A 26,870-nucleotide genomic window follows, 5' to 3' on the forward strand; every position below is an offset into this window, starting at 1 on the left:
AAACTCAATAAATCATGGAAAACGCTAAAGCTTTAATTAAGACAAAAGATTTAAAGAAATTTTACTACACAGATGAGATTGAAACAACAGCACTGGCTGGTGTCAATATGACCATTAAAGAGGGCGAGTTTGTCGCCATCATGGGTCCGTCTGGTTGTGGTAAATCAACATTACTCAATATAATTGGACTATTGGACAACCCTTCTGAGGGTGAATTTTACTTCACGGATCTGGAAATTTCCGGATACAAGGAGCGCCAGCGTGCTGACCTGAGAAAAGCGAACATTGGTTTCGTATTCCAGAGCTTCAACCTGATCGATGAGCTTACTGTATTTGAAAACATCGAGCTACCATTGATCTATTTGAAGTACTCTGCTGCAGAAAGAAAGAAAAGAGTGGAAGAGGTTATGGAGCATATGAAAATTATGCACAGAAGAAATCACTTCCCTCAGCAGCTTTCCGGAGGTCAGCAGCAGCGTGTGGCTATCTCAAGAGCAGTTGTGGCTAAGCCGAAACTGATCCTTGCGGATGAGCCAACTGGTAACCTGGACTCTGCAAACGGACAAGAAGTGATGAACCTGCTTACTGAGCTGAATGAAGCTGGGACTACAGTAATCATGGTGACTCACTCTCCGGTTGATGCTGAGTACGCTCACCGTGTTGTTCACTTATTTGATGGTCAGATCGTATCTGAAAACATCAACGCGAAAGAAGCTTTAGTGTAATTCTCTTCATACTTACACAGAACAGTTCCCCATCTATCCGGTTAGGGTAGATGGGTGCACTGTAAACCTTGAAAACCTGAAAAGACCTTTTATACCATGCGGAAATTTATTTTCGGAATATTATTTTTTAGCGGAATCACTCTTTTGGCTCAAGACACCAAAGAGCTAACTCTGGAAGAATGCATTGATTTGGCCGTCAATAGAAATTTGAGAATCAAACAAAGTCAGAATAATCTGATTGCGGCTGAGTCAAACAAAAGACAGGCAATGTTCAATTTTCTTCCTGATTTGAATGCCAACGCAGGATATTTTGTAAGAGAGGGTTCGTTTTTTGATAACAGCTCGGGGCAATTTGCTACTGCTACAACCAGGTCCTCTCGACCAGAAATAAGTTCGAATCTGACCATTTTCAATGCTTTTGCTAATCATCATTTGTTAAACAGACGTGCTCATGAGTACAACTCCAACCTTTACCGTTTAGAAGATTCGAAAATCGTCATTAAGGCCAATGTGATTAGAAGTTACCTAAGCGTCCTTGTAGACATTGAAAACTTACGGGTATCGAATGAACGAATGGAGTTTCTTGAAAGTCAACTTGATAGGGAAAAGAAACGGGTTAGTGTAGGCGTTGGCAACCTGGAGACTGTTTATAATTTCCAATCACAAATTGCAACGGAGCGGTTAAACAATGTCAACTTAGAAAATCAATATCAAACAGATTTGCTGTCGCTTTCCCAATTATTACAAATGAATGACGGCACAGAATTGAAAGTAGTGCCCCTTGATTTTGAGAATATGCAGATTCTTACTGAATTTGATTCTTATAATGTTGTGCTTGAAGAAGTTTTAAATAATTCGTTCCAATTGAAAAGTGCAACAGCAAGTAAAAAAGCTACGCGTGCACAATTAAGTCAGGTGAAAGCTGATAGGTATCCGTCTGTTGGTATGGGGGTCGGATATGGCACACAATATTCTTCAAATAACAGTGGTGATGTTAGCAGTCAATTTGAAAACCTAAATTATTCTTTTATCGGAGCGTCCATCCAGATTCCAATTTTCAATAGGTACTCGACTCAAAATAGAATCGAAACAACAAAGATTGCCTTTCAGAATGCTAAAATAGCGGAAGACCAGGCTGTACTGGATGTAACTAATTCAACCCAACAGGATTATTTGGCACTGAGAGCTGCACAGACGTCATACGTTACCGCTCAGGAAAATTTTGAGGCACTAAATCAAACGTTTGAATTCATCAAGAAGCGATTTGAGACAGGAAACACTGATTTTTATTCTTACCTCGAAAGCTTGAACAATAAGAATAGAGCAGAGGCCCAATTGATTAATGCGAAATACACCATAGTGCTAAGAAAGCGAATCCTCGATCTCTACAGAGGAAATAATTAGTCAATAGGATTATAAAAATTGATGGTTCTGTCTTTGATAAAGAGAAAGCTCTCTTTGACCTTCAGTGTGCCTTCTGATAATTCAGGTTTATAAAGTTCCGTTTCTACTTCGCCTGTAAAGTTTAGTCTGGTGATTTTCATTTTAGAGAAAACAAGCACTTTGTTCCCAATCAATTGAAAACCGGTTGTGCCTAATAAATCAACAGAGTAAATCTTTCCACCAAATTGATCCAACACATGAAGCCCGTTGGTATGACTAATGAAAAGTAAGTTTTGATAAGCTTGCATTTTATTGATTGAGTCGCCTAATTGAAGCTGAACCTCCAGTACCGTACTTTTCCTTAGAGGACTTATTTTCTTCAGTCGTTGTGGATTATTCTCAACTACCCAGAAATTCCCATCAGGTGCCGGACAAGCCATCATTCCTAGCTGGACGTCAAAATCTGCTAAGAAATAATTTTTGGGAACAGTAGAAAATCGATCAAGGATTGTGATTTGTTGATTGTCAAAATAGAAAAGAAAGGGCTTGAGATTGTTCTGAACATCAATAAGTACAACGGATGAAGCATTGGAGAGTGAGAAATTTTCAAGCAATTCTCCTTCAGAATCATATTTGGTAAGACCTCCATCCGAAAAGCCCATGTAAATATTATTTTGATAATCCACAGAGAAGGCTGTGGGTTGCTTAGTTGCCTGCCAGCTTTTGACCTTTTCCCACTTTTGGCTGTGACCGACAAGCGGAAACAGCACGAGAAGACTAATCCTCAAAAGATTTAAGTAACGCTTGATGCCCATCGAATTCAAGGTAATTGCATTGTGAGATCCATTCTCCCAGATTAAAGTAAGTGGAGCTATCACCAACAGACAATTCCAGTGGTAAGTGCCGATGACCAAACACATAGTAATCGTGTGGTTTCACTTTACTCACTTGCTTGCAGTATTGCAGTAGCCGCTCATTTTCTTCTCCATCGAATTTTTCTTCATCCGGATCTAAGCGACTTTTTTTGCTCCAATAATTTGCCAGAGCCACTCCAATGTCCGGGTGAATCCATTTGAATAACCACTTGGCCAGAGGGTTCGTAAAGACCTTTTTTACCATCTTGAATTTTTGATCCCCTGGACCCAAGCCGTCTCCATGACCAATGAATAATTTCTTCTGGCCTATTTTCAACACCACAGGATTGTGATGCACGGGGATATCAAGTTCTTCAGAAAAATAACCCTTCATCCAGAGGTCGTGATTTCCTGTAAAAAGGTGAATGTCAATGCTACGATCTTTCAGCTCTGCAAGCTTTCCCTGGAAGCGGATAAATCCCTTTGGAACGACCGTCTTATATTCAAACCAGAAATCAAAAACATCCCCTAATAAAAAAATGGCTTGAGCATCTTTAGAAACATACTCAAGCCATTTGATGACTTTTCTCTCTCGTTCTTTACTTTCTTCTTTCGATGGTATGCCCAGATGAAAGTCGCTGGCGAAATAAATTTTCTTGCCTGAAGGTAGCTCCTTGTAAGAGCTGATAAGCTCCGGATTTACCTTCATGGCTTATTCACTTTTATCGGCAGTGGACTCCTCTTTCTCCACTGCTTCTTTCACATCGCTTTTTACCTTATCCAGATCTTCGGATTTCTCCTTCTTCTTTTCTTTCTCTTCTTTATCCTCACTATCTGCTTCACCATTTGTGAAAGCATCATAAGTTGTCGGAGTTTTGAAAGGTCGTTTTCCGATCAATCCTTCAAGGTCTGATTGGAAAATAATCTCTCGTTTCAGCAATTCTTTAGCAAGAATTTCCAGCTCCTTTTTCTTAGAAAGTAGCAATTCCTTAGTATGAGCGTATGCTTTATCGATCAAGGCCTTCACTTCCTTGTCTATCAATTCAGCTGTGGCGTCTGAGTACGGCTTAGTGAAATTGTAATCTGATTGTTTAGAATCATAGAATGATACGTTTCCAATCTTATCATTCATACCATAAACAGTCACGATGCTGTAAGCCAGCTTTGTAATTCTTTCCAGGTCACTTAAAGCGCCGGTAGAAATCTTCCCAAAAATGATATCCTCAGCTGCACGTCCTCCAAGAGCCATGCACATCTCATCAAACAATTGCTCAGTCTGGTAAAGGAATTGCTCTTTTGGTAAATACTGAGCATATCCTAAAGCGGCTACTCCACGCGGAACAATACTCACCTTCACCAAAGGATCTGCGTGCTCCAGGAACCAACCTGCTACAGCGTGACCCGCTTCGTGATAGGCTACAATTTTCTTCTCTTCCGGAGATATAAGTTTATTTTTCTTTTCCAGACCTCCAATCACTCGATCTATTGCATCATGGAAATCATCCATGTCCACCTTTTTCTTGTCTTTTCTTGCGGCGATTAGAGCTGCTTCGTTGCAGACATTTGCAATTTCCGCTCCTGCAAAACCCGGTGTTTGTGCAGCTAATTTCCGAGTGTCTACATTTTTAGAAAGTTGAATTGGCTTAATATGCACCTTAAAGATTGCTTCTCTTCCAACAATATCTGGTTTGTCAATGCTGATCTGACGATCAAATCGACCTGGTCTTAAAAGTGCAGAATCTAGTACGTCAGGACGGTTCGTGGCTGCCAAAATAATCACTCCGGCATCTGTCGAAAATCCATCCATCTCAACCAATAGTGAGTTTAGTGTATTCTCGCGCTCATCATTGGAGCCAGGCATTTGTCCTCTTCCTCTTGAGCGACCAATTGCGTCAATCTCATCAATGAAGACGATACAAGGTGCTTTTTCTTTCGCCTGCTTAAATAAGTCTCTTACTCTCGCAGCACCTACTCCAACAAACATCTCTACAAAATCAGAGCCTGAAAGAGTAAAGAACGGCACGCCTGCTTCACCCGCAACTGCCTTCGCTAACAAAGTCTTACCAGTTCCCGGAGGGCCAACGAGCAAAGCACCTTTCGGTATCTTCCCTCCGAGCTTCGTGAACTTGCCCGGATTCTTAAGGAATTCTACAATTTCCCGGATTTCTTCTTTAGCTTCCTCCAGACCTGCAGCATCGGCAAAAGTGATCTTTACTTTATTTTCGGCATCAAAAAGAGAAGCTCTGGATTTTCCAATATTGAAAATTTGTCCCCCAGGACCTCCTCCGCCAGTCATTCGACGCATGAGGAACCAGAAGCCAAAAATCAGCAGAATCAGGAATCCCCAGTTGAAGAAAATATTAGTGTAATCTCCTCTATCTGTTACCTCATAGTCAAACCGCTGATCTTCTGGAATCTCTTCCATCAATTCTTCAAAATCTCTGGCAAACTTTTCTAAGCTGACAATATCGACTCGATAGTGAGGACCTCCGCCACTATCAAGGAAACTACGGTTCTGCTCAAGCTCAATTTTGTATTTGGTATTGCTAAGGGCTTCTGGCTTCAATGTAATTTCAATGAAGTCCTGATTTTTTATCAGCACTACTTTTTGCACGTCATTGGACCGAACCATTTTCTCAAATGATCGGAATGTGGTGTTCACTGCTCCACTGTCATTGGAAAAAACTGTCAATCCAATCACCAATGCTAGTAGTCCCCCTATGAGCCAACCCTGAAATCCGGGACGTGGCTTTGGTGTATCTTTTCTCTTTCTATCGGGCATTCTTAATTCCTCCTGTAAATTTTCTGTTAAGCTAAACGAGGTGACCTGTTATTAGTTCTCTTCGATGCGAGTAATTTTCGCGTCTCCCCACAGTTCCTCTAATCCGTAAAAAATTCTTTTCTCTTTATTGAATACATGAGCTACAACATCAACATAGTCCAATAAAATCCATTCTTTGTTTTGTTGTCCTTCACGTTTCCATGGATTTTGCTTGGATCGTTTGTGTATTTGCTCTTCTATTGAATCTGAAATAGCGTCTATCTGGGTGTTTGAGTTCCCACTGCAAATGACAAAATAATCAGCAACAGCGTGTTTCACTTCTCTCAAATCCATCACCACTACGTCAATGGCTTTTTTATCTAACATTCCCTCTACAACCCATTCGCTCAATATTTCCGAACTGACGTCTTTACTTATCTGCTGACTCACTAATAGTTTACGATTAATTTTGCCTCAAATTTACATTAATTCTATTGCATAAAATCTTTGCCAAACCCTTATTCTTAGGTAAAAAAGTGGTTTTCCTGCCACAATGTCACTCAACGAACGATGAGTTGGCATCATTGATCAAAAAGTCAAGTGAACCGGAGGGCTTGGTGCTCTATACGGATAACCAGACAAAAGGAAAGGGGCAGAGAGGTAATGTTTGGTTATCTGAGCCGGGTAAAAATGTGATGATGTCTGTTTTACTGAGGCCGAAGTTTTTGGATCCTCAAAATCAATTTTATCTGAATCTGATAACAGGGTTGGCCATTGTGGATGTGTTAAGAGGTTTAGTTGCTCGAGACATCTCTTTGAAATGGCCCAATGATGTTTATGTAGCGGACAGAAAGATAGCAGGAATCTTAATTGAAAGTAATATGCGAGGGAGCATACTTGAGTTCTCCATCGTAGGAGTTGGATTAAACGTGAATCAGGAGGGATTTAATTTACCTAATGCGACTTCTATGTTTCTGGAGACAGGAAAGCAGTTTGACTTGAGAGAAATAATGGAAGATTTTCTTCTGCAATTTGAGAAATGGTATATCAAATTAAAGAATGGTGGACATGACTCAATCTTAAATAGCTATCATCAGCTGTTGATGTGGAGAGGTGAGGAACGTGCATTTAAGGCGAATGATGAAGAGTTTTATGGAGAAATTGTAGGAATTGACTCTCATGGGAGGTTGGCTATAAATCACAATGGAACCCTCAATTATTATGGAATTAAAGAAGTTGAGTTTAGAGGTTAAATAATAAAAAACGTAAATAGGTTTTTATTATAAAAAATGTTTTAGTTTGGATTTTTATTTTTTTAATCACTTAAATCACAATTATGAAAATCACGAAATCAATCCTAGGGATTTTGGTCTTATTTTTAGGATACTCATGTGTTGAGGAAGAAATTAGTCCATCTCAAATTGAAGCTCCTATTGCTGGTGTGCCAGTATTCGATCAATCCGGAGATATAGAAATTAAAGTATTTATGAGTACTACTACAAGCTACAGATCATCCCATGACAGTCATTCTGTAAATGTCGGCAGTGGCTATGTTCTTATTGGCGGAGGTGCTTATACTATTGGTGTTTCTGAAGGAGCGTATATTACCGAAAGCAGACCATCTACTAATAAAAGGACGTGGTACGCTTCATCAAAAGATCATGGAGGCAGGCCAGACCCACATAAACTCACCGTTTATGCCATTGGAATTAAACTAAGAGGACTGACAAGAGATCAAACAGCTAGTTATGTCAAAATAAATGTTGGAAATTATTCCAGTTTTCAAGCTCATCCTGATAGTTATGTTGATATGCCAACAGGCTACCACCTTATTGGAGGTGGTGCTGAAGTAGATTGGTCGGGTTCTGGAAACCTTCTGACAGCTTCTTATCCAGATGGTAATAGGTGGAGAGTAGCAAGTAAAGATCATTTAGTTTCTAGTCCAGCAAGGATACGTGCTTTTGCTATAGGGATAAAGAAACAAATTGCTGGTTTTGGTAATATTCTAAAGCATGTTAACAGTCCATCTGGTTCTTACGTTAGTTGGGGGTTAGATGACGAGAGGTCTTATGCTCCGATTGGATATGTTGTCACTTGCCCAGGTGCTGAGGTGGATTATGGCGGAGGCTCTGGAAGAATGTTAATGGGATTAAGACCTGATTCGAATTTGGATTACACAGAATCTATTTCCAAAGATCATGTAAATAAAAATGCTGGTCGCTTATATAATTATGTTTTAAGTATAAGAAAGCAATAGTAATTCCGGCAAAATATTCCCACTCATTTGAGTGGGTTTTTTTTTGTTGTAACATATCTTGAATCATGAGGTTATCTTTGCACTCCCAAAAAAGAAAACCAAATCAAGAAATAGTTAGATAAATGAGCGTTACGACAGAAAAGTACAAAGTAAAAGACATTGCCCTGGCCGACTGGGGTAGAAAAGAAATTGGATTGGCAGAGGCTGAAATGCCTGGTTTGATGGCTCTTCGCGAAGAGTATGGGAAAAGCAAACCACTCGCCGGAGCAAGAATTGCCGGATGTCTTCATATGACCATCCAAACTGCCGTTTTGATTGAAACACTTGTAGAACTTGGAGCCGATGTAACCTGGTCTTCATGTAATATCTTCTCAACTCAGGACCATGCAGCAGCAGCTATAGCTAAAGCTGGTGTGCCTGTATTTGCATGGAAAGGCATGAATGAAGAAGAGTTTGATTGGTGCATCGAGCAGACATTGTTTGCATTTAAAGATGGCAAACCTCTAAATATGATTTTGGATGATGGAGGAGACCTGACAAATATGGTACTTGATCGTTACCCTGAGCTTGTTAAGGACATCAGAGGACTTTCGGAAGAAACAACAACAGGTGTTCACAGGCTTTACGAGCGAATGAAAAAGGGAACACTTCCAATGCCTGCCATAAATGTTAATGATTCAGTGACCAAGTCAAAATTTGACAATAAGTACGGTTGTAAGGAGTCATTGGTAGATGCGATTCGAAGAGCAACTGACGTGATGCTAGCGGGTAAAGTAGCTGTTGTGGCTGGCTATGGTGATGTAGGAAAAGGATCTGCGGCTTCCTTAAGAGGTGCGGGTGTACGTGTGATTGTAACTGAGATTGATCCAATCTGCGCGTTACAAGCTGCAATGGATGGTTTTGAAGTGAAGAAAATGTCAGATGCAGTTTCAAGAGCTGATATTGTGGTGACAGCCACTGGTAATAAAGACATTATCCGAGGGGAGCACTTTGAAAAAATGAAGGATAAAGCAATTGTTTGCAACATCGGCCACTTCGACAATGAAATAGATATGGCGTGGTTGAAGAAAAACCATGGAAATACGCATATTGAGATCAAACCACAGGTTGATCTTTACAATGTTAATGGAAATGATGTGATCGTACTGGCGGAAGGAAGACTTGTAAACCTGGGATGTGCAACTGGTCACCCATCGTTTGTAATGTCTAACTCTTTCACAAACCAGACACTAGCCCAAATTGAGCTTTGGAAAAATCATGAAAACTATGAGAATGCAGTTTATATGCTTCCAAAGCATTTGGATGAGAAAGTAGCTGCACTTCACCTGGCGAAAATTGGTGTTGAGCTGGAATCTCTCACAAAAGATCAGGCAGAGTATATTGGAGTGGAAGTAAAAGGCCCATTCAAGCCGGAATACTACCGATACTGATAAATCAACTATCAATAAAACTAAGAGGATTCTTCTTGAATGGAGAATCCTCTTTTTGTTTATCAGTATTCCTGCCGCAATGGCAGGCTTTTGGAATTGGCAGGCTTTTGGTGTATTTTATATAGGTCTGATTGAGTGTCGGTTGGCGAACAATCGATAGTGAAACGAGTTCTAATTGGTAAGCTTCAAAGAAGAAATGCCTTATTTAGAACAAATCTAAATCAGACACGTATATTGATGTATATACACATAAAATGTGAAGAGAATGACCAATCAAGTAGATACTCCAGTAAAAAGATCATATTCCGAAGCTAAGAAAGTGCAAGTCTTCGATGGGGAATTTATGCCTCACATCGATTCTATGTACAATTTTGCTTATCGTCTGACATTTGATGAAGACGATGCGAAAGATTTGGTTCAGGATACATACATGAAAGCATATCGTTTTATCAATTCCTTTCAGGAAGGTACGAATGCTAAAGCATGGCTTTATCGAATCTTGAAAAATAGCTTCATAAACGATTATAGAAAGAAAAGTAAACAGCCTGCAAAAGTCGACTATCAGGAAGTGGAGCAGTTTTACAATTCTGAGGATACACCAAGCAATGCAACGGTGGATCTGAGATTGGAAACGACCAAGGATATGATAGGTGATGAAATCAGTAATGCGTTGAATTCACTTGCAGTTGACTTCCGAACAGTCGTAATTCTTTGTGATCTGGAAGGATTTACTTATGAAGAGATGGCAAAAATTCTGGATATCCCGATCGGAACTGTGAGATCTAGATTGCACAGAGCCAGGAATCTCCTGAGAGAAAAGTTGGGCTCATATGCATTGTCTATGGGATACAATTAATTAGGAACTTTTTTTATCGGCTCACCATTCCATACTTAACACAAAAACAACATTCCAGAAATGTCCGATTGTCCCGATTGTGGTTGCAGTGATTTTGATAAGTGCCTGAGGATATTAAATCTCATGTTGGATAATGAAGCCACTCCAAATCAGGAGGAGTTTTTCTATGGTCACATCGAAAAATGCATGGTGTGCTTTGCTCATTATAATGTGGAAAAGCAGATCAGACAGCTTTTAAAAACGAAGCTTAATAATAAAGAAGTACCCAGCGCTCTTGCAGATGAAATCCGGGGAAAGATTGTGCCCTGAAGCATTCGGGCTTAAATTCGCCGGATGGAGGGAAAGGCCATCATATTTTCGGCACCATCAGGTGCAGGTAAAACGACCATCGTACACAGTTTACTCGACAGAATCCCAAGCCTGAGATTCTCAATCTCTGCCACTACCAGAAAAAAACGTCCATCAGAAATAAACGGGCGGGATTATTATTTTCTCTCCGTTGATGAATTCAAGTCCAAACAGCAGTCAGGAGAATTACTGGAATGGGAGGAGGTATACACCGACACCTTTTACGGTACACTAAAAAGTGAGGTAGAGCGAATCTGGTCTGATGGCAATCATGTTATTTTTGACGTGGATGTTAAAGGTGGTAAGAAACTCAAGGAGATATTTGGTGATCAAGCCTTATCCGTTTTTGTTAAAGTAAAAGGAGAGGAAGTGTTGCGAGAGCGGTTACGGATGAGAAATACAGAGAGTGAGGAAATGCTTAACCAACGTGTAAATAAAGCCGCCGAAGAAATGAAAGAAGAGGTTCATTTTGATATGGCTGTTCTCAATGAGAATCTTGATGTGGCGATCAATGAAGCCGAACATCTTGTAAAATCATTTATTAAGGACAAATAATGGAGGTAGGTCTCTTTTTTGGTTCGTTCAATCCGATTCACACCGGGCATATGATTATTGCTAACCTGGTGAAAGAAACGACCAGTGTAGATGAAGTTTGGTTTATTGTTAGTCCTCAAAATCCATTCAAGAAAAATAAAAATCTGCTTCATGAGTTCGATCGGTTAGATTTGGTGAATGCTGCAATTGGGGATGACTACAAATTCAGGTCGAGTGATATTGAGTTTAATATGCCACGGCCTAGCTACACAATTGATACACTCACGCTCATTCAGGAGAAGCATCCAGGCAAAAAATTCCGGTTGATTATTGGTGAAGACAATCTGGCTTCATTTCCAAAATGGAAAAATCACGAAATGATTTTAGAGCATTTTGGGCTCATTGTATACCCTCGGCCAAATTCCAAATCGTCAGAGTTATCTTCCCACCCTAATGTTCAGATAATTGATGCACCTGAGGTTGATATTTCTGCTACGTTGATTCGCAGGTTAATAAAAGAAGAAAAGTCTATTAAGTACCTGGTTCCGGATCAGGTAGCAACTTTAATACAGAGTAAAGGATTTTTTAAGTGACTAAACAGTCATTATATCCTTTTCTTTGGCCTCCACCAACGTGTCTATTTTGCCAGTATAGGTATCAGTAAGTTGCTGCACTTCATCTTCAGCATTTTTGATCAAGTCCTCTGAAACACCGTCTAGCTTTTTCAGAGAATCGTTTGTTTCCTTACGGGCATTTCTAATGCTGACCTTGCCTTTCTCTGCTTCAGCTTTTACCTGCTTCATTAAATGAAGTCTTCGTTCTTCTGTAAGAGGAGGAATGTTGATACGAATTTGTTCACCATCATTTTGGGGATTAAAACCAAGGTTACTGTTGATGATCGCTCGCTCAATTTCCTGGAGCATACCTTTTTCCCATGGTTTCACACTGATGGTTCGTGCATCTGGAGTGGTTACTCCTGCTACCTGATTCAAAGGCGTCATTGAACCGTAGTATTCCACCTCAATCCCGTCTAGCATACTCGGCATGGCTTTTCCTGCCCGGATTTTGGAGAATTCATCTTTCGTGTGTTGGATGGCGGCATCCATCATTTCTTTTGCAGTGTCCAGATATATATCTATTTCTTCCATGAGTGAAAATTAAAAATTATCTAGTGAATAAGTGTCCCTACTTCTTCACCGGCTACAATTTTTTGCAGGTTGCCGGCTTTGTTCATATCAAAAACAATAATTGGCAGGTTGTTTTCCTGACAAAGAGTAAATGCTGTCATATCCATAATATTCAGGTTCTTTTCGTATGCTTCCTGGAAAGATATTTTTGAATAGCGCTTTGCGTCCGGGTCTTTTTCCGGATCAGCAGAATAAACACCATCTACACGTGTACCTTTTAAAACCACATCGGCTTCAATTTCAATCGCTCTTAAGCTGGCAGTGGAGTCTGTAGTGAAATAGGGATTGCCAATTCCGGCACCAAAAATCACGACTCTGCCTTTTTCAAGGTGACGGATAGCTCTTCTTCTAATGAAAGGTTCACACACTTGCTCCATTTTTAACCCGGACATCAATCGTGTGTACATCCCTTGTTTTTCAAACATACTTTGAAGAGCCATGGCATTAATCACGGTTGCAAGCATTCCCATGTAATCACCTTGCACCCGGTCAATTCCCGAAGCTTCAGCTTCAACCCCACGAAAAATATTACCACCTCCGATTACTACTGCCACTTCGACTCCCTCTTTTACCACACTTTTTATTTCTTCAGCATATTGGGTCAGACGTTTCGAATCTATTCCGTGCTGCTTATCTCCCATGAGAGCTTCTCCACTTAGTTTTAGTAGTATTCGTTTGTAGGTCATTCGTTAAATTATGTGTATGATAAAATCGTGCAAATATATAAGGATTGCATTCGGAATTATTCGAAAGAAATGAGTACTTGATTTTTTTCTACGTTCTCTTTTTCGGCAATATGGATTTTGCTCACTTTTCCCTCTCCGGGAGACTTGATTACGTTTTCCATTTTCATTGCTTCCAGAACCAAAAGTGGATCGCCTTCATTCACCTCATCACCTTCTGACACAGAAATACCCAATATAGATCCCGGCATAGGAGCTTTAATATCTGATACCACGGCACTTGCTGCTACATTCATCCCCAGTTTATCCAATATTTGATCGATGTGATCGGTAACAGAAACGTCAATCAATTGATCATTTACTTTCAACTTCATTTCTTTACCCTGCCTCTCCACGATATCAACTCGAAAAATTCTGTTTGTTTTATAAACTTTATAAGAGGTATCGCTAATTCTTAATATCTCACCATCAAATGGTTTGCCATTAAGAAAAACAGCCTCTTTTTTGTTTTCTACTTTGATTTTATCGGTATCTCCTGCCTTTATTTCTATCATGGAAATGGTATTTATTTTTTGGCTGGTCAAAAATATGGATTGCAATAGACTTTTTATCTAAAAATGAAATTTGATTAGTTCAAAAAACCATATACTTTTGCAATCCTTTTTCTGGGAAGTATCTGGAAAAAGATGTTCTTGAAAGTATTTAAAACTCGGGGAGATACTCAAGCGGCCAACGAGGACAGACTGTAAATCTGTTGGTGTATTCCTTCGCAGGTTCGAATCCTGCTCTCCCCACTTTGAGAAATTTCAAATCTCAAAATTCAAATCTCAATTATGAATGTTTTTGTTATTTGGTTTTTAAGATTTGTGATTTAATCAAGCGGGTGTAGCTCACCGGGTCGGCGTTCCGATTGGTAGAGCAACAACCGAAATAAGCGGGTGTAGCTCAGTTGGTAGAGCGACAGCCTTCCAAGCTGTAGGTCGCGGGTTCGAGCCTCGTCACCCGCTCAAATCCCTGAATGTTCAGGGTCTTTGAGCTCTTTGGTTCAAAATGCTGAACTCAGAGAGTTTTGCAATTAAGCCGATGTAGCTCAGGGGTAGAGCGTTTCCTTGGTAAGGAAGAGGTCAGGGGTTCAAATCCCCTCATTGGCTCTTTTCAAGGATTGAAAAAAGAAAATAGAGTAATAACAATAATTAATTAAACTAAATCGAGGATTATCAAACATGGCTAAAGAAACCTTTGATCGTTCGAAACCACACGTAAATATTGGTACAATCGGACACGTTGACCATGGTAAAACAACTTTGACTGCTGCAATTTCTAAAGTATTGGCAGACAAAGGTCTTGCCACTGCAAGTGACTTTTCAGCTATTGACAATGCACCTGAAGAAAAAGAAAGAGGTATTACAATCAATAGTTCACACATTGAGTATCAAACAGAAAACCGTCACTATGCACACGTGGACTGTCCTGGTCACGCGGATTATGTAAAAAACATGGTAACTGGTGCTGCTCAGATGGATGGAGCTATTATCGTAGTAGCTGCTACTGACGGACCAATGCCACAAACAAGAGAGCACATCCTTCTTTCAAGACAGGTAGGTGTACCTGCTTTGGTTGTGTTCATGAACAAAGTTGACCTTGTAGATGATCCTGAACTACTTGAGCTTGTAGAAATGGAAATCAGAGAGCTTCTTTCTGATTATGATTTCCCAGGTGATGACGTTCCTGTTATCCAGGGATCTGCTCTTGGTGGTCTTAACGGAGATGCTAAGTGGGTAGAGAAAATCGAAGAGCTAATGAAAGCTGTAGATGAGTACATTCCACTTCCAGAAAGAGATGTAGATAAGGATTTCTTGATGCCAGTAGAGGACGTATTCTCTATTACTGGACGAGGAACTGTTGCTACTGGTAGAATTGAGAGAGGTGTGATCAACTCTGGAGATGGTGTTGACATCATCGGAATGGGAGCTGAAGGCCTTACTTCTACAGTAACAGGAGTAGAGATGTTCCGTAAGATTCTAGACAGAGGAGAAGCTGGTGATAACGTTGGTCTTCTTTTGAGAGGTATTGAAAAAGATCAGATCAAAAGAGGAATGATTATCTGTAAGCCTGGATCTGTGACTCCTCACGCTCACTTCAAAGCTGAGGTTTATGTGCTATCAAAAGAAGAAGGTGGACGTCACACTCCATTCTTCAATAAGTATAGACCACAGTTCTACCTAAGAACTACAGATGTAACTGGTGAAATCATGCTTCCTGCAAATGTGGAGATGGTAATGCCAGGTGATAACGTTACTATCGAAGTAAACTTGATCAACCCTGTTGCACTTGAAAAAGGATTGCGATTTGCGATCAGAGAAGGTGGACGAACTGTAGGTTCTGGTCAGGTAACTGAAATTCTTGATTAATAAATAGTTATCCCGATATACTCAGGTATGTCGGGATTTGTTTATACAAACTGATTACTCTAAATTTGCAGTCCTTTTGGGACTGCTTGTTTTTTACGGGTGTAGCTCAATTGGTAGAGTAGCGGTCTCCAAAACCGTTGGTTGGGGGTTCGAGTCCCTCCTCCCGTGCTTAAAACGAAGGAAATAATATGTCTAAAGTTATCACTTTTTTCAAAGAATCATATGACGAGCTGACACATAAAGTGTCCTGGCCAAAGTATGGTGATTTGCAAAACAGCGCCATTTTGGTGCTCGTTGCATCGTTGATTTTCGCCCTGATGATTGGTGCGATAGACTATGCCTTCGAGAATTTGATGGAATTTATTTATCAGGAACTATAAATACGTACGCGTAAAGAATGGAGCATAAGTGGTACGTAGTTAGAGCTGTTAGCGGCAAGGAAAAGAAAGTCAAAGAAGCCATTGAAAATGAAGTGGCCAGACAAGAGTTGACTGACTATATTCCTCAGGTACTTATTCCTTCGGAAAAAGTATATGAGATGCGCAACGGCAAGAAAAGAGTGCGAGAAAGAAATTTTTTTCCGGGATATGTATTGATCCAAGCTGACTTCTCCAACGGTGAAGTACAACACCTGGTAACAAATAAAGAACTAATCCCGAATGTGATCGGCTTTCTAGGATCCACCGGGAGTAGTACAACAAAAGATCCGATTCCTTTAAGACAATCTGAGGTGAATAGAATCCTTGGAAAAGTTGATGAGGTTGAGGAATATGAAGAGAAGCTGGATACCCCATTCATTGTGGGTGAAAGTGTGAAAGTGATGGACGGTCCCTTTAGTGGCTTCACGGGTACAGTAGAGGAGGTATTTGAGGATCGTAAGAAGCTTAATGTTACGGTTAAGATTTTTGGCAGAAATACACCTGTCGAATTGAATTATATACAGGTAGAAAAAGAAGATTAATAAGGTAAAATGGCTAAAGAAATAACAGGCTATTTGAAATTACAGATTCGCGGTGGAGCGGCAAACCCTTCTCCTCCGGTAGGACCTGCACTTGGTGCTAAGGGTCTGAATATCATGGACTTCTGTAAGCAATTTAACGCAAGAACTCAGGATAAGCCAGGACAGCTTCTTCCGGTTGTTGTTACTATATATGCTGACAAGTCTTTTGATTTTGTAATTAAAACACCTCCGGCTGCATCCCTTATAATGGAAGCAGCTAAGCTTAAGAAAGGATCTTCCGAGCCAAACCGTGTGAAGGTGGGTTCAGTATCATGGGATCAGGTGAAAGCAATTGCGGAAACTAAGATGCCGGATTTGAATGCATTTAGTGTTGAGTCTGCTATGAAAGTAGTGGCTGGAACAGCACGAAGCATGGGTGTGAAAATTTCAGGTAAAGCCCCTTGGGCAAATTAATATTTGGTAATGGGAAAGCTTACAAAAAATCAAAAGAAAGCTCAGGAACTATTAGAGTTTGGAAAAGAGTATTCTTTGGAGGAAGCTTCAAAACTTGTAAAGGAAATTTCCTTTGAAAAGTTTGATGCTTCTGTTGACGTTGATATCCGTTTGGGTGTTGATCCGAAGAAAGCTGACCAAATGGTTCGTGGAGTAGTATCTCTCCCGCATGGAGTAGGTAAAGATGTGAGAGTATTGGTGCTATGCACGCCTGATAAAGAGCAAGAAGCAAAAGATGCTGGTGCTGATCATGTTGGTTTGGATGATTATGTGAAGAAGATTGAAGGAGGTTGGACAGATATTGATGTAATCATTACTATGCCAACTGTAATGGCACAAGTAGGTAAACTCGGACGAGTTTTGGGACCGAGAGGTCTGATGCCTAATCCGAAATCCGGAACAGTGACGATGGATATTGGACAGGCAGTAAAAGAAGTGAAAGCTGGAAAGATCGACTTTAAAGTTGACAAGTTTGGAATCATTCACACGAGTGTGGGTAAAGTGTCTTTTGACGCTGACAAGATCAGAGAAAATGTTCTTGAGATGATTCAGACAGTAAACAAATTGAAGCCTGCTTCTGCAAAAGGAGCTTACTTCAGGTCGATTACACTCTCAAGTACAATGAGCAGTGGTATAGCAATTGATAAAAGTAGCATAGCGAGCATTAAATAGTTATGACACGACAAGACAAAGCACAATTAATAAGTGACCTTACTGAAAAGTTTAAGGAATCAGATCATTTCTATATAGCTGACACTTCTGGTCTCACAGTAGCTGAGATTAATAAGTTCAGAGAAATGTGCTTCAATAAAGGAGTAGAATATAAGCTTGTGAAAAACACGCTTATTAAAAAAGCGCTTGCGAATGTAGATGGTGATTTTTCGTCACTAGACGAAGTGTTGAAAGGTACGTCGGGCATCATGTTCGTAAATGAAGTAGCTAACGCTCCTGCGAAGATTATCAAGGACTTCAAAAAGAATGATCCTCAAGAAAGACCGAAATTCAAGGCTGCTTCCATAGACTCGGATTTATTTATCGGTGAAGATCAATTGGGAGCACTTGCTAGCTTGAAATCTAAGCAAGAGCTTATTGGTGACATCATCGCACTATTGCAATCGCCTGCTAAGAACGTTCTTACTCTACTTCAGAGTGGAGAGCACAAACTTGCTGGTATTGTTAAAACACTTTCAGAAAGAGAGAATTAAAAATTTTTAAACAGAATTAACACTTAATAAAATGGCGGATTTAAAAGAATTTGCAGAGCAATTGGTTAACCTTTCAGTAAAAGAGGTAAACGAACTAGCTAACATCCTTAAAGACGAGTACGGCATTGAGCCTGCTGCAGCTGCAGGACCAGTAATGGTTGCTGGTGGCGGTGGTGCTGAAGGAGATGGTGGCGGAGAAGAGAAATCTTCTTTCGACGTGATCCTTAAGTCTCCAGGCGGTGCAAAACTTGCTATCGTTAAGTTGGTGAAAGAACTTACTGGACTAGGCCTAAAAGAAGCAAAAGAGCTTGTTGATGGTGCTCCTAAGCCAGTGAAAGAAGGAATCGCTAAGGACGAAGCTGAAGCATTGAAAAAGCAGCTTGAAGAAGCTGGTGCTGAAGTAGAATTAAAGTAATTAGCACATAATACAAAGGGTATAGGCCTGGCTCCCTCCTGAAATTTTCAGGAAAAGGGATCAGGTCTTTTCCTGTTTGTATGTGAAGCTAATTGTCCTTTTCATTTTTATTAAACTAAAACTCCGTAAGCTTTGGCTAACAACAATAACGCGAGAATCAATTTCTCCTCAATAAAATCAGTTATTGATTATCCGGATTTCCTGGATGTACAATTAAAGTCATTTGTTGATTTTTTCCAATTAGACACACCTGCTGAACACAAAGAAGGTGAAGGCCTTTACAAGGTGTTTATGGAAAACTTCCCAATCACGGATTCCAGAGAGAATTTCGTATTGGAGTTTGTGGACTATACAGTAGACCCTCCCAAATACAGCATTCAGGAATGCATTGAAAGAGGATTGACGTATTCAGTTCCACTAAAAGCAAAACTTCGTCTGCTTTGTAACGACGAAGAAAATGAAGATTTTGAAACAATTGAGCAAGAGGTATTCCTGGGAAATATCCCATACATGACCGAAAAGGGCTCATTCGTTATCAATGGTGCTGAGCGAGTGATCGTATCTCAATTACATAGATCACCGGGTGTATTCTTTGCGCAAAGCAAGCACACCAACGGAACGCTTCTTTACAGCGCCAGAATTATTCCTTTCAAAGGATCATGGATTGAATTTGCAACAGACGTTAATAACGTAATGTATGCATACATCGATCGAAAGAAGAAGTTTCCAATTACCACTCTTTTGAGGTCGATAGGGTATGGATCTGATAAAGAAATCCTTGACCTATTTGGTTTGTCAGAAGAAATTGAGGCAACAGAAAAGGAACTTAAGAAAGTAATCGACCGAAGACTTGCGGCAAGGGTTCTAAGAACATGGACCGAAGATTTCGTGGATGAGGATACTGGAGAAGTGGTTTCTATAGACAGAAACGAAGTAGTTCTGGAGCGTGATAGCATTATCACAGAAGATGATATCGAAACAATCATCGATTCTGGAGCTAAGTCAATCATTATCCATAGAAAGGATGTGAATATTGCAGAATATTCAATCGTTTATAACACGCTTCAGAAAGATAACTCAAACTCTGAGAAAGAAGCGGTTGAGCAGATTTATCGTCAGCTGAGAAATACGGAGGCTCCTGATGAGCAAACTGCTCGAGATATTATCACAAGCTTATTCTTCTCGGATAAGAGATACGATCTTGGTGAAGTAGGACGATATAGAATTAATAAGAAATTAGGTATTGATACCGATTGGGATCGAAGAGTATTAACAACTGAGGACATTATCCTGATTGTGAAATACTTGATCGGATTGATAAATAGTAAAGCAGTAGTGGATGACATTGACCACTTAAGTAACAGAAGGGTACGAACAGTAGGAGAGCAGCTTTACTCTCAATTCGGTGTAGGTCTGGCCAGAATGGCACGAACCATTCGAGAGCGAATGAACGTACGAGACAATGAAGACTTCAAACCGGTTGATTTGATCAACGCACGAACATTGTCTTCCGTGATCAACTCATTCTTTGGTACAAACCAGCTATCTCAGTTCATGGATCAAACGAATCCACTTGCTGAGGTAACACACAAAAGAAGAATGTCAGCTCTTGGTCCTGGAGGACTTTCAAGGGAAAGAGCAGGTTTCGAGGTTCGAGACGTTCACTACACACACTATGGTAGACTTTGTACTATTGAGACTCCTGAGGGTCCTAACATTGGATTGATTTCATCTCTATGTGTTCACGCAAAAGTGAACCAGATGGGATTCATTGAAACTCCATATAGAGAGGTAGCGAAAGGCACTGTAGATATGTCAGGTAATGTTAAATACCTGACTGCTGAAGAAGAAGATACACACAACATTGCACAGGCGAATGCGCCTTTGTCTGACAAGGGTAAATTCCTTAATGATAAAATTAAAGCCCGATTCGAAGGTGACTTCCCGCTTTGTAATGAAGAGGAAGTGAGCTACATGGACGTAGCTCCTAACCAAATCGTATCAGTGGCAGCATCTATGATTCCATTCCTTGAGCATGATGATGCGAACAGGGCCTTGATGGGATCGAACATGCAGCGACAGGCGGTTCCTTTGATGAGACCACAGGCACCAATCGTTGGTACTGGTCTTGAAGAGCGAGTGGCACTTGACTCAAGAGCATTGATAAGAGCTGAAAGAGATGGAGTGATTGAATATGTAGATGCTACTAAGATTACGGTTAAATATGATCTTGACTCAGATGAGCAGGTCATTACTTTCAATGACTCAGAAGTGACTTATGATCTTGTTAAGTTCAGAAGAACAAACCAGGATACTTGCATCAACTTGAAGCCAATTGTTAAGAAAGGCGATAAAGTAAAACAAGGACAAGCGCTTTGTGATGGGTTTGCGACAGAGAAAGGTGAGCTAGCCCTTGGAATTAACATGCAGGTGGCGTTCATGCCTTGGCAAGGATACAACTTTGAGGATGCGATTGTGATCTCTGAAAGAGTAGTGAGAGAAGATATTTTCACCTCTATCCACATCGATGAATTCGAACTTGAAGTAAGAGATACAAAGCGAGGTGAAGAAGAACTAACCAGTGAGATTCCTAACGTTTCTGAAGAGGCGGTTAAAAACCTTGATGAAAATGGAATCATCCGTACTGGAGCTGAAATCAAAGAAGGAGATATCCTGATTGGTAAAATCACTCCAAAAGGAGAGTCAGATCCAACTCCGGAAGAAAAACTTCTAAGAGCAATCTTTGGCGATAAAGCTGGTGATGTGAAAGACGCTTCCTTAAAAGCCTCTCCATCATTGAGAGGTGTAGTGATTGACACTAAGCTTTTCTCAAGACCGAAGAAAGATAAGGACGTTAGAGCCAGAGCTAAGAAAGAAGTTGAATTACTTAAGAATAAGTACAGTCAGCAACTTTCAGAGGCCAGAGATACGATGATTGACAAACTTGCTAAACTTCTTGATGGCAAAACATGCCAGGGAATTAAGCACAAGTTTGGAGAAGAAGTGATGAGTAAAGGTGTGAAGTTCTCCAAGAAAAATATCGAGGCGAATCTATTCCCACCTAAGAACAAGTACCGAGATGAGAGTAATTACAATGTGCCGGAAGAGGCAAACCTGATCTCTGACTTGATCATTGAAAACTGGGTAACTGATGATAAGACCAATGGGTTGATCTTCAAGTTGGTGAAGAACTACATCGGTTATAGAAACGACATCTCTGGACACTTCAAGAGAGAGAGGTTTACACTTGAAGTTGGAGACGAACTCCCTGCAGGTATTGTTCAGTTAGCTAAAGTTTATGTAGCTAAGAAACGTAAACTTCAGGTAGGAGATAAAATGGCTGGTCGTCACGGTAACAAAGGTGTTGTAGCGAAGATTGTACGTGAGGAAGACATGCCATTCATGGAAGATGGAACTCCGGTGGATATCGTATTGAACCCACTTGGTGTACCATCAAGGATGAATATTGGCCAGATCTATGAAACTGTACTTGGTTGGGCTGGATTGAAGCTGAATAGAAAATACGCAACACCAATTTTTGATGGTGCGACAGAGGAAGAAGTACAGAAAGAGCTGAAAGATGCTGGCCTACCTGATTTTGGTAGAACCTATCTGTACGATGGATTAACAGGTGAGCGTTTTGATCAGCCGGTAACAGTAGGTGTTATTTACATGCTGAAACTGGGTCACCTCGTTGATGATAAGATGCACGCAAGAAGCATCGGTCCATACTCACTTATTACTCAGCAGCCGCTTGGTGGTAAGGCACAGTTTGGAGGTCAGCGTTTCGGAGAGATGGAGGTTTGGGCATTGGAGGCATTTGGTGCAGCCAATGTGCTTCAGGAAATCCTCACCATTAAATCCGACGATGTAATAGGTAGAGCAAAAGCTTATGAAGCGATCGTGAAAGGCGAGAACATGAATAAGCCGAACATTCCTGAATCATTCAATGTATTAATACATGAATTGAGAGGGTTGGCTCTTGAAATTACTTTGGACTAATTAATTATTGACAATCATTCCCTCGGGTAATCGAGGGACTTTATTGATATACAACATGGCGTTCAGAAAAAACAAAAAAATTCACAACGACTTCTCTAAGGTTACGATCAGTCTTGCGTCTCCGGAATCAATTCTGGAAAGCTCGCATGGTGAAGTCACTCAGCCGGAAACAATCAATTACAGAACCTACAAGCCTGAAATGGGTGGGTTGTTCTGTGAGCGAATTTTCGGACCTGTTAAGGACTGGGAATGTCACTGTGGAAAATACAAAAGAATCCGATATAAAGGCATTATCTGTGATCGATGTGGTGTTGAGGTGACTGAGAAGAAAGTTCGAAGAGAACGAATGGGTCACATTGAATTGGTAGTTCCCGTTGCTCATATTTGGTATTTCAAATCACTTCCAAATAAGATTGGATACTTGCTTGGAATCCCAACTAAGAAGTTGGATCAGATAATCTATTACGAAAGATATATTGTGATCCAGCCGGGAGTGAAGGAAGAGGATGGTATTTCAAAATTAGACTTCTTGACTGAAGAAGAATACCTTGATATACTTGATAAGCTTCCAAGAGAAAACCAGATGCTGGAAGATGATGATCCGAATAAGTTCATTGCTAAAATGGGAGCGGATGCATTGGAAATGCTTCTCGGAAGAACTCAGCTAGACGAGCTTTCTTATGAGCTACGTCACCAGGCAGCAACTGATACTTCTCAGCAGAGAAAGGCAGAAGCACTTAAGAGATTGAGAGTTGTTGAAGCTTTCAGAGATGCAAAAACCAGAATCGAGAACAAACCTGAGTGGATGATCGTGAAAATGGTACCGGTAATTCCACCAGAATTGCGTCCATTAGTGCCATTGGATGGTGGTCGATTTGCTACTTCTGATCTGAACGACCTTTACAGAAGAGTAATTATCAGAAACAACCGTCTGAAAAGACTAATTGATATTAAAGCTCCGGAAGTAATTCTTCGAAACGAGAAAAGGATGCTTCAGGAAGCAGTGGATTCACTTTTCGATAACTCAAGAAAAGTAAACGCTGTACGATCTGACGGTAATAGAGCATTGAAATCTTTGAGTGATATGCTTAAAGGTAAGCAGGGTCGATTCCGTCAAAACCTACTGGGTAAAAGGGTTGACTACTCTGGTCGATCGGTAATCGTTGTAGGTCCTGAGTTGAAAATGCATGAGTGCGGGTTGCCTAAAAATATGGCAGCTGAGCTATTCAAGCCGTTTATCATCAGAAAATTGATCGAACGTGGAATCGTTAAGACTGTTAAGTCTGCGAAGAAAATTGTAGACAGAAAAGATCCTGTGGTTTGGGATATCCTTGAGAATGTATTGAAAGGACACCCGGTATTACTAAACAGGGCACCTACACTTCACAGACTAGGTATTCAGGCATTCCAGCCAAAACTTATTGAAGGAAAAGCAATCCAGCTTCACCCATTGGCATGTACAGCATTCAACGCTGACTTTGATGGTGACCAAATGGCGGTACACGTTCCGCTTGGGCATGAAGCAATCCTGGAGGCTTCTCTATTGATGCTTTCTTCTCACAATATCCTTAACCCTGCGAATGGAGCTCCAATTGCGGTACCTTCTCAGGACATGGTGTTGGGTCTTTACTACATCACGAAAGGACGAAGAAGCACAGATAAAGAAAAAGTGGCGGGTGAAGGCAAGATCTTCTACTCACACGAGGAAGTGATTATTGCCTTAAATGAGAAGCAAATTTCTCAGCACGCATATATCAAAGTGAGAACGAAAGTTCGAAATGAGAAAGGTGAGCTAGAGAGCCAAATCATCGAGACCGTTGCTGGTAGAGTACTATTTAATGAGTCTGTGCCGCAAGAAGTAGGTTTCGTAAATGAACTTCTTACTAAGAAAAAACTTCAGAAGATCATCGCTCATGTATTCAAGATTACAGGAATGGCTAGAACAGCGCACTTCCTTGATGACATCAAAGATCTTGGATTTAAGATGGCTTATAAAGGTGGTCTTTCTATGGGACTTGATAACATCAACATCCCGGAAGAAAAAGAGAAGTTGGTAGCTCAGGCCAAAGAGGAAGTAGATGCAGTATGGCAGAACTACTTGATGGGTCTGATTACAGATAATGAGCGTTACAATCAGGTGATCGATATCTGGACCAGAACCAACACCATGTTGACCAACTCGCTGATGAAGCAGATGGAAGAAGATGATCAGGGCTTCAACTCGATCTACATGATGATGCACTCCGGTGCAAGGGGATCAAGGGAGCAGATTCGTCAGCTTGGTGGAATGAGAGGTTTGATGGCTAAGCCACAGAAAAACCTTCAGGGTTCTGTTGGTGAGATCATTGAAAACCCAATCCTGTCAAACTTTAAAGAAGGACTCGATGTAATTGAGTACTTTATCTCAACTCACGGTGCGAGAAAAGGACTTGCGGATACTGCATTGAAAACGGCAGATGCCGGATACTTGACAAGACGACTTGTGGATGTTGCTCAGGATGTTGTTATCAATGAGGATGATTGTGGAACATTAAGAGGACTTTCTGTTTCCGCATTAAAGGATAATGAGGAAGTAGTAGAAGCACTTTCTGAGAGAATTCTGGGACGTGTATCTGTTCATGATATTTACGATCCTATCACTGATGAGCTTGTTATAGAGTCAGGAGGGGAATTCACAGAGGAGATTTCTGATTACATTGATCAGTCCAGCATCGAAGAAGTGGAGATTAGATCGGTACTTACGTGCGAAACCCGTCAGGGAGTTTGTGCTAAATGTTACGGACGTAACCTTTCTACCGGTAAGATGTCTCACATAGGTGAATCTGTCGGTGTAATTGCAGCACAATCGATTGGTGAGCCGGGTACTCAGCTTACATTGAGAACCTTCCACGTAGGGGGTACTGCTTCCAACATCGCTGTTGATGCAAATATCAAGGCGAAGTTTGACGGTGTTGTTGAGTTCGACGAGCTAAGAACTGTGAAATCAACTGATGATGAAGGCAATAAGATTGAGGTAGTGATGGGAAGATCCGGAGAGATCAAAATCCTCGATGCGAAGAAAGAAAAAGTGTTGATTTCAAACCACGTGCCTTATGGAGCAATCTTAAAGGTGAAAGATGGTGGCAAAGTGGCGAAAGGTGATGAGCTATGCTACTGGGATCCATACAATGCGGTGATTATGTCCGAGTTTGAAGGAACTACTTCATTCGATTCAATCATTGAAGGTGTGACCTTCAAAGAAGAATCTGATGAGCAGACAGGTCACAGAGAGAAAGTAATTATCGATACAAAAGATAAGACCAAGAACCCTGCAATCGAGATTGTTGGAAAAGACGGCTCTACGGAGAAAGCTTACAACATTCCAGTGGGAGCTCACCTGGCGGTTGACGAAGGAGACAAAATCAAGCCTGGTCAGGTGCTAGCGAAGATTCCTAGAAAAACTGGTAAGTCCAGAGATATTACAGGAGGTCTTCCAAGAGTAACTGAACTATTCGAGGCTAGAAATCCATCTAACCCGGCAGTGGTGAGTGAGATTGACGGTGTGGTAGAGTACGGTGGAATCAAGCGAGGTAACCGAGAGATTTACATTGAGTCGAAAGATGGTGTGAAGAAGCGTTACATGGTACCACTTTCTAAGCACATCCTGGTTCAGGACAATGACTATGTTAGAGCAGGAGATGCACTTTCAGATGGTGCAATTACTCCGGCGGACATATTGAAAATCAAAGGTCCAACTGCTGTTCAGGAATACTTGGTAAATGAAATTCAGGAAGTATATCGTTTACAAGGTGTGAAGATTAACGATAAGCACATTGAAGCAATCGTTCGTCAGATGATGCAGAAAGTAGTTATCGAGAATCCAGGAGATACTATGTTCCTGACAAATCAGTTAGCAGATCGATTTGCATTCATGGAGGAAAATGACAACATTCTTGATAAGAAAGTAGTCGTGGATCCGGGAGATTCTTCGAACTACAAAGCTGGACAAATTATTGATGCACGTAGCTTACGTGATGAGGTGTCTAGCTTGAAACGAAGAGACTTGAAACCGATGGTTACACGTGATGCAGAGCCTGCAACTGGTAAGCCAACACTTCAGGGAATCACTCAGGCATCTCTAGGAACAGAAAGCTTCATTTCTGCAGCATCCTTCCAGGAAACTACTAAGGTATTGAGCGAAGCATCCATCAAAGGAAAAGCGGATACATTAATAGGTCTGAAGGAAAACGTGATCGTTGGTCACTTGATACCTGCAGGAACAGGAATTAGAAAACACCATAACTACATCGTAAACTCACAAAAGGAATACGAAAAACTGGTAGCTTCTAAGGAGGAATTTGAATCAAAAGAAGTGGAAGAAGCTTAA

The 26,870-nt window shown here is 40.7% G+C and carries 25 protein-coding genes and 4 tRNA genes; 22 read left to right on the top strand and 7 right to left on the bottom strand.

What is annotated here, in order from left to right:
- Nucleotides 1-14: 14 nt before the first annotated feature.
- Nucleotides 15-725 carry an ABC transporter ATP-binding protein gene (locus ACOQON_RS02370; RefSeq protein WP_420577327.1) on the top strand — a complete coding sequence of 237 codons (711 nt, stop codon included), beginning with the start codon at nucleotides 15-17 and terminating at the stop codon, nucleotides 723-725.
- A 96-nt stretch (nucleotides 726-821) separates the two neighbouring features.
- A complete protein-coding gene (locus ACOQON_RS02375) occupies nucleotides 822-2,129 on the top strand; it encodes a TolC family protein (RefSeq protein WP_420577328.1) in 1,308 nt (435 codons plus the stop codon).
- Here ACOQON_RS02375 and ACOQON_RS02380 read toward each other — a convergent pair.
- The 4 genes from ACOQON_RS02380 to rsfS are packed head-to-tail and all read right to left on the bottom strand — an operon-like array spanning nucleotide 2,126 to nucleotide 6,173.
- A complete protein-coding gene (locus ACOQON_RS02380; RefSeq protein ID WP_420577329.1) occupies nucleotides 2,126-2,923 on the bottom strand; it encodes a hypothetical protein in 798 nt (265 codons plus the stop codon). The two genes, ACOQON_RS02375 and ACOQON_RS02380, sit on opposite strands and share 4 nt — an antisense overlap.
- Nucleotides 2,886-3,671, bottom strand: coding sequence for a UDP-2,3-diacylglucosamine diphosphatase (locus ACOQON_RS02385; RefSeq protein WP_420577330.1), 786 nt, complete (start codon nucleotides 3,669-3,671; stop codon nucleotides 2,886-2,888). The genes ACOQON_RS02380 and ACOQON_RS02385 overlap by 38 nt, the downstream gene beginning before the upstream one ends.
- A 3-nt stretch (nucleotides 3,672-3,674) precedes the next feature.
- On the bottom strand, nucleotides 3,675-5,744 hold the full coding sequence (ftsH, locus tag ACOQON_RS02390) for an ATP-dependent zinc metalloprotease FtsH (protein WP_420577331.1): 2,070 nt from the start codon (nucleotides 5,742-5,744) through the stop codon (nucleotides 3,675-3,677).
- 51 nt (nucleotides 5,745-5,795) lie between these two features.
- Nucleotides 5,796-6,173 carry a ribosome silencing factor gene (gene rsfS / locus ACOQON_RS02395; protein ID WP_420577332.1) on the bottom strand — a complete coding sequence of 126 codons (378 nt, stop codon included), beginning with the start codon at nucleotides 6,171-6,173 and terminating at the stop codon, nucleotides 5,796-5,798.
- Between the two features lie 44 nt (nucleotides 6,174-6,217).
- Between rsfS and ACOQON_RS02400 the strand changes: the two genes are divergently transcribed.
- The 7 genes from ACOQON_RS02400 (at nucleotide 6,218) to nadD (ending at nucleotide 11,741) form a co-directional block, all read left to right on the top strand.
- The gene (locus ACOQON_RS02400; RefSeq protein WP_420577333.1) at nucleotides 6,218-6,976 is read left to right on the top strand and encodes a biotin--[acetyl-CoA-carboxylase] ligase; all 759 of its coding nucleotides are present in this window, start codon (nucleotides 6,218-6,220) and stop codon (nucleotides 6,974-6,976) included.
- 83 nt (nucleotides 6,977-7,059) lie between these two features.
- Nucleotides 7,060-7,980: a hypothetical protein gene (locus tag ACOQON_RS02405; protein WP_420577334.1), complete on the top strand. Its 921-nt coding sequence runs from the start codon at nucleotides 7,060-7,062 to the stop codon at nucleotides 7,978-7,980.
- Nucleotides 7,981-8,102: 122 nt separating this feature from the next.
- Nucleotides 8,103-9,410, top strand: a complete 1,308-nt coding sequence (gene ahcY / locus ACOQON_RS02410; RefSeq protein ID WP_420577335.1) for an adenosylhomocysteinase — start codon at nucleotides 8,103-8,105, stop codon at nucleotides 9,408-9,410.
- Between the two features lie 265 nt (nucleotides 9,411-9,675).
- On the top strand, nucleotides 9,676-10,266 hold the full coding sequence (locus tag ACOQON_RS02415; RefSeq protein ID WP_420577336.1) for a sigma-70 family RNA polymerase sigma factor: 591 nt from the start codon (nucleotides 9,676-9,678) through the stop codon (nucleotides 10,264-10,266).
- Nucleotides 10,267-10,389: 123 nt separating this feature from the next.
- Nucleotides 10,390-10,575 (top strand): hypothetical protein, encoded by a 186-nt coding sequence (locus tag ACOQON_RS02420; protein WP_420577337.1) that lies wholly within the window; start codon nucleotides 10,390-10,392, stop codon nucleotides 10,573-10,575.
- Between the two features lie 24 nt (nucleotides 10,576-10,599).
- Complete coding sequence (gene gmk, locus ACOQON_RS02425) at nucleotides 10,600-11,169, top strand: guanylate kinase (RefSeq protein WP_420577338.1); 570 nt, start codon at nucleotides 10,600-10,602, stop codon at nucleotides 11,167-11,169.
- Entirely contained in the window at nucleotides 11,169-11,741 is a 573-nt protein-coding gene (gene nadD, locus ACOQON_RS02430) for a nicotinate (nicotinamide) nucleotide adenylyltransferase (RefSeq protein WP_420577339.1), read from the top strand. The genes gmk and nadD overlap by 1 nt, the downstream gene beginning before the upstream one ends.
- Here the strand turns inward: nadD and frr are convergent, their stop codons facing one another.
- Genes frr through ACOQON_RS02445 form a run of 3 tightly spaced genes read right to left on the bottom strand, consistent with a single transcriptional unit; the run spans nucleotide 11,742 to nucleotide 13,572 of the window.
- On the bottom strand, nucleotides 11,742-12,296 hold the full coding sequence (gene frr / locus ACOQON_RS02435) for a ribosome recycling factor (protein ID WP_420577340.1): 555 nt from the start codon (nucleotides 12,294-12,296) through the stop codon (nucleotides 11,742-11,744). It lies immediately after the preceding gene.
- 20 nt (nucleotides 12,297-12,316) lie between these two features.
- Complete coding sequence (gene pyrH, locus ACOQON_RS02440; protein ID WP_420577341.1) at nucleotides 12,317-13,021, bottom strand: UMP kinase; 705 nt, start codon at nucleotides 13,019-13,021, stop codon at nucleotides 12,317-12,319.
- Between the two features lie 56 nt (nucleotides 13,022-13,077).
- Entirely contained in the window at nucleotides 13,078-13,572 is a 495-nt protein-coding gene (locus tag ACOQON_RS02445) for an acetyl-CoA carboxylase biotin carboxyl carrier protein subunit (RefSeq protein ID WP_420577342.1), read from the bottom strand.
- A gap of 157 nt (nucleotides 13,573-13,729) precedes the next feature.
- On the opposite strand from ACOQON_RS02445, the gene ACOQON_RS02450 reads away from it, so the two are divergent.
- The 13 genes from ACOQON_RS02450 (at nucleotide 13,730) to rpoC (ending at nucleotide 26,870) form a co-directional block, all read left to right on the top strand.
- A tRNA-Tyr gene (locus tag ACOQON_RS02450) sits at nucleotides 13,730-13,812 on the top strand.
- A gap of 140 nt (nucleotides 13,813-13,952) precedes the next feature.
- A tRNA-Gly gene (locus ACOQON_RS02455) sits at nucleotides 13,953-14,025 on the top strand.
- 72 nt (nucleotides 14,026-14,097) lie between these two features.
- A tRNA-Thr gene (locus tag ACOQON_RS02460) sits at nucleotides 14,098-14,169 on the top strand.
- 72 nt (nucleotides 14,170-14,241) lie between these two features.
- Nucleotides 14,242-15,429 (top strand): elongation factor Tu, encoded by a 1,188-nt coding sequence (tuf, locus tag ACOQON_RS02465; protein WP_420577343.1) that lies wholly within the window; start codon nucleotides 14,242-14,244, stop codon nucleotides 15,427-15,429.
- Between the two features lie 95 nt (nucleotides 15,430-15,524).
- Nucleotides 15,525-15,597, top strand: a tRNA-Trp gene (locus tag ACOQON_RS02470).
- A gap of 20 nt (nucleotides 15,598-15,617) precedes the next feature.
- The gene (gene secE / locus ACOQON_RS02475) at nucleotides 15,618-15,809 is read left to right on the top strand and encodes a preprotein translocase subunit SecE (RefSeq protein WP_349564714.1); all 192 of its coding nucleotides are present in this window, start codon (nucleotides 15,618-15,620) and stop codon (nucleotides 15,807-15,809) included.
- Between the two features lie 17 nt (nucleotides 15,810-15,826).
- The gene (gene nusG, locus ACOQON_RS02480) at nucleotides 15,827-16,390 is read left to right on the top strand and encodes a transcription termination/antitermination protein NusG (RefSeq protein WP_420577344.1); all 564 of its coding nucleotides are present in this window, start codon (nucleotides 15,827-15,829) and stop codon (nucleotides 16,388-16,390) included.
- Between the two features lie 9 nt (nucleotides 16,391-16,399).
- A complete protein-coding gene (gene rplK / locus ACOQON_RS02485; protein ID WP_370089283.1) occupies nucleotides 16,400-16,843 on the top strand; it encodes a 50S ribosomal protein L11 in 444 nt (147 codons plus the stop codon).
- A 9-nt stretch (nucleotides 16,844-16,852) separates the two neighbouring features.
- The gene (gene rplA / locus ACOQON_RS02490) at nucleotides 16,853-17,554 is read left to right on the top strand and encodes a 50S ribosomal protein L1 (RefSeq protein ID WP_420577345.1); all 702 of its coding nucleotides are present in this window, start codon (nucleotides 16,853-16,855) and stop codon (nucleotides 17,552-17,554) included.
- Between the two features lie 2 nt (nucleotides 17,555-17,556).
- The gene (gene rplJ, locus ACOQON_RS02495) at nucleotides 17,557-18,087 is read left to right on the top strand and encodes a 50S ribosomal protein L10 (RefSeq protein ID WP_420577346.1); all 531 of its coding nucleotides are present in this window, start codon (nucleotides 17,557-17,559) and stop codon (nucleotides 18,085-18,087) included.
- A 31-nt stretch (nucleotides 18,088-18,118) separates the two neighbouring features.
- Complete coding sequence (rplL, locus tag ACOQON_RS02500) at nucleotides 18,119-18,502, top strand: 50S ribosomal protein L7/L12 (RefSeq protein ID WP_420577347.1); 384 nt, start codon at nucleotides 18,119-18,121, stop codon at nucleotides 18,500-18,502.
- A gap of 132 nt (nucleotides 18,503-18,634) precedes the next feature.
- Nucleotides 18,635-22,504: a DNA-directed RNA polymerase subunit beta gene (rpoB, locus tag ACOQON_RS02505; RefSeq protein ID WP_420577348.1), complete on the top strand. Its 3,870-nt coding sequence runs from the start codon at nucleotides 18,635-18,637 to the stop codon at nucleotides 22,502-22,504.
- A 55-nt stretch (nucleotides 22,505-22,559) separates the two neighbouring features.
- Nucleotides 22,560-26,870 (top strand): DNA-directed RNA polymerase subunit beta', encoded by a 4,311-nt coding sequence (gene rpoC / locus ACOQON_RS02510; protein WP_420577349.1) that lies wholly within the window; start codon nucleotides 22,560-22,562, stop codon nucleotides 26,868-26,870.

The sequence above is a fragment of the Ekhidna sp. genome (assembly GCF_965221965.1).
Lineage (GTDB): Bacteria > Bacteroidota > Bacteroidia > Cytophagales > Cyclobacteriaceae > Ekhidna.